Raw genomic sequence first — 2,650 nt, 5'->3', positions numbered from 1 at the left:
GCGGCCGGGCGGACACGCGGTGCTGTGCGACATCCACCCCACGCTCGTGCTGCTCGGCGGGCACGCCTTCGTACCGCTCGAGCCCGGGCGCAAGGCCGTCGTCCGCAACCACCACCCGCGCTCGGCCTGTCTGAAGGCGTTCGCCGCGCACGGGCTGGACGTCGTGGACAGCGCCGAGCCGGTCCTCACCGAGGAGTGCCGGGTGAGCCCGTCGGCCGCGGCGCTCGTACCGGAGGCCGTGCGTGCCGCGTTCACCGGGCTGCCCGCCGTACTGCTGTGGACGCTGCGCCGGGCCCGCTGAGGCACTGCGGCAGCGGTAACTGCCGGGGAATTCAAGTAATTCCGTGATGCCGGACTCCATCCTCGCGTCGGGGAGCAGAGCATGGTGCGCGATACGACTCGACCCGCACGACTCGTGACGCCGGCGGCCGACCCGGACCGGCCCCAGGACCGGTGACGCCCGGCGGCGAGGCCCTCCGGCGCTGGCCGCAACGGCTGGTGGCCCGTGGGAGCGGCTCTCCGCGCACGAACTGCCGCACGCCCTGCCCGCCGTGCCGCCCCACGGCCTGTCCGTGCTCTGCCCCAGCTACGTCGCCCGCTGCGACGAACGGGAGCACCTGGCGACCGCCGCCCACGTCCTCGAGCGGCTGGCGGAGCTGCGCCGCGCCCGCCCCGGGCTGCCGGTCGTGCTCTGGTGGGGCATGCAGTGGCGTACGGGCCGATACGGGAACGAGGAGGAGGAAGAGGAGGCCGTGCGCCGGCTCGCCCTGGTCGGTGACCTGGCCCGTGAACCATACGCCCGCCGTGTGTCGGTCACGGCGCGGGTGACGTCGCGGGCGGTGCGCTGTCCGGTCCACGGAGCATCAGGTTCCCTGGGCATAACACCTCTCCGAAGTCGCGTGTGCCCCGCCGGACCACCCCACTCTCATCGCGTCGGCTGTGGGCAGATCATAGGCACGGAGAACGCTGCCGCCCGTGAACCGGCAGCGTGTCGAGGACAGGCGGCACCCGATGGCCCGCAACCGTCCAGCTGTGTGTCCGAGTGCGGGCCGTTGATGCCGTTATACCGCATGCGGTCCTGTGCGCCCCGGACCGGAGCCTGGCCCACGGTGCTACAGAGCGATCAGACCGGCTGTCGTCTCCTTGAAGCCGCAGGCACCGAAATAGAACGGACGCAGGTGCTCCTCGAAGTCGACGTGGAGCCATTCGCACCCCGCGGCACGAGCTTCGTGGGCCGCGGTTGCGACCAGCGCGGCGCCGATGCCTCCCGCCCGGCGGTGCCGGGCGACCACCGTGTCCAGGAGGAAGGCGTGAACTCCGCCGTCCCAGGCGACGTTGACGAAGCCGATCAGCGAGCCGTCCTCCCCGGCGCAGACCCAGCCGAGACTGTGGCGCTCAAGTCGTTCTCGCCAGTCGGTCCGAGCGACCGGGTGGCCGAAGCCGTCAGCGTGCAGGGCGTTGAGGGCGGAGTTGTCGAAGTCGCCCCGCCATTCGTACTCGACCGTCACCCCCTGATCGTAATGTCGGTTCCGCGGATCACTGGCCCAGTCGTCGAGAGGGCACCTGGAACCAGCCCTGCGCCACCACCGCATCCCGCGTGCAGGGCGGCCGGGTCAGGGCCCCATGACGGCGATCGCGGGCAGCCGCCTGCCGGGTGGGCGGGGCGTGCCGACGGTGGGGCCGAGCAGCCAGAGCAGCCAGTCGGCCAGGCCCGTCAGCCGTCCCACGGAAGGGGCGGCGTCCGGGAGAGCGGTGTGGGCGAGTTCCGTCAGCGCGCGGGCCGTCACGTGCGCGAGGACGTCGCAGAACGCGCTCCGGCGGTCGTCGCGCATGCCCAGCAGGCCGAGGACGAGGCCGCGTTGGCGGACATCGTGCCGCCAGAGGCCGAAAGCGGCCTGGCGCAGGAGGAGGGAGGTGGGGTCGTGTCCGGTCAGTGTGCGGTGGAGCGCGGCGCCGAGACGTTCGGCGGACCAGGACCGGGCCGTCCGCTCGGCGGCGTAGGCGGAGACGTCCGGGCTGTGGCGGGCGAGGCATTCGCCGTCCAGGAGTGCGAGGGTCATGCCCTGGGCGGCCAGCGGGTGGCCGTGTCCGACCGCGTCGCCGACCAGGGCGCAGCGCCCCCGGCCGAAGAAGGAGCGCCTGCGGAAGCGTGCGGCTGCCCATTGGACCCTGCCGGCGGTGAGCGTCTCGTGAAAGGCCGGGCGGAGTTCCTCGGGGAGTGCGTCGGTGTAGCCGTGCCGCAGGTAGTCGCGGATGTCCGCGGGGCCGGGGCCGGTGAGGGGGACGTCGACGCAGAGGCGGACGGTGTCCGGTGCCACGCGGTAGGCCAGGACCGGGCCGGGTCCGCCGAGGAGGACGTGGGCGTACCCGTCGCGTGGCAGCCGGGCGCCGGGCAGCAGCAGTCCGGCTGTGCGGGAGAGCGGTACGGGCGCTTGTTCGCCAGGGCGCAGGATCCGGCGCACGGTGGAGGCGCGGCCGTCCGCGCCGACGACGAGCCCGGCGTGGATCTCCTCCCGGGTGGTGCGGGCCCGTCCTGTCGTGATGACGGCCGTGACCCGTTCTCCTTGGCGGAGTGTGATGCCGGGGGTGGTGCGGACCGTGCGCAGCAGCAGCGCGGTGAGGACGTGGTGGTACATGCTCACGGCGGTGC

2 protein-coding genes and 1 pseudogene are annotated in these 2,650 nt (G+C 73.2%); 1 reads left to right on the top strand and 2 read right to left on the bottom strand.

Features of this window, described 5'->3' with window-relative positions:
* A pseudogene (locus K6I34_RS35285) lies at positions 1-301 on the top strand (hypothetical protein); the annotation flags it as partial.
* 811 nt (positions 302-1,112) lie between these two features.
* On the opposite strand, the gene K6I34_RS35280 reads toward K6I34_RS35285, so the two are convergent.
* Both K6I34_RS35280 and K6I34_RS35275 read right to left on the bottom strand, forming a co-directional pair.
* Positions 1,113-1,508 carry a GNAT family N-acetyltransferase gene (locus K6I34_RS35280; RefSeq protein ID WP_229332112.1) on the bottom strand — a complete coding sequence of 132 codons (396 nt, stop codon included), beginning with the start codon at positions 1,506-1,508 and terminating at the stop codon, positions 1,113-1,115.
* A gap of 105 nt (positions 1,509-1,613) precedes the next feature.
* Positions 1,614-2,650, bottom strand: a 1,037-nt coding sequence (locus K6I34_RS35275) for an FAD-dependent monooxygenase (RefSeq protein ID WP_229332111.1), incomplete at its 5' end; no start/stop codon positions are given.

The organism is Streptomyces sp. UNOC14_S4, assembly GCF_020740835.1.
Classification (GTDB): Bacteria; Actinomycetota; Actinomycetes; order Streptomycetales; family Streptomycetaceae; genus Streptomyces.
This window is presented reverse-complemented; position numbering and strand designations above follow the sequence as displayed.